We start from the raw sequence: 271 nt of genomic DNA, 5'->3' as shown, positions 1-271 counted from the left end.
GACCACCGGCAGCGCCGCATCGACCGTCCCACCGAGCAGTTCGGACCGCAGGTGCTGGGCGAGCGCGGTCGAGGTCGGGTAGTCGAAGACCAGGGTGGTAGGCAGGCTCAGTCCGGTGACGGCGTTGAGGCGGTTGCGCAGTTCGACGGCGGTGAGCGAGTCGAAGCCCAGGTCGCGGAACGCCCGTCCGGCGTCCACCGCCTCGGGGGTGCCGTAGCCGAGGACGGCGGCGACCTCCGTGCGGACCAGGTCCAGCAGGGCGGTGTCGCGC

The 271-nt window shown here is 72.7% G+C and carries 1 protein-coding gene; it reads right to left on the bottom strand.

The window, feature by feature from the left end; all coding sequences use genetic code 11:
• Positions 1–271 (bottom strand): acyl carrier protein (locus UK12_RS35645; protein ID WP_045307378.1); only part of this gene is annotated, 271 nt, incomplete at both ends.

This window comes from Saccharothrix sp. ST-888 (genome assembly GCF_000955975.1).
Classification (GTDB): Bacteria; Actinomycetota; Actinomycetes; order Streptomycetales; family Streptomycetaceae; genus Kitasatospora.
The sequence above is the reverse complement of the archived record's forward strand: the minus strand, read 5'-3'. Positions and strand labels throughout refer to the sequence as shown.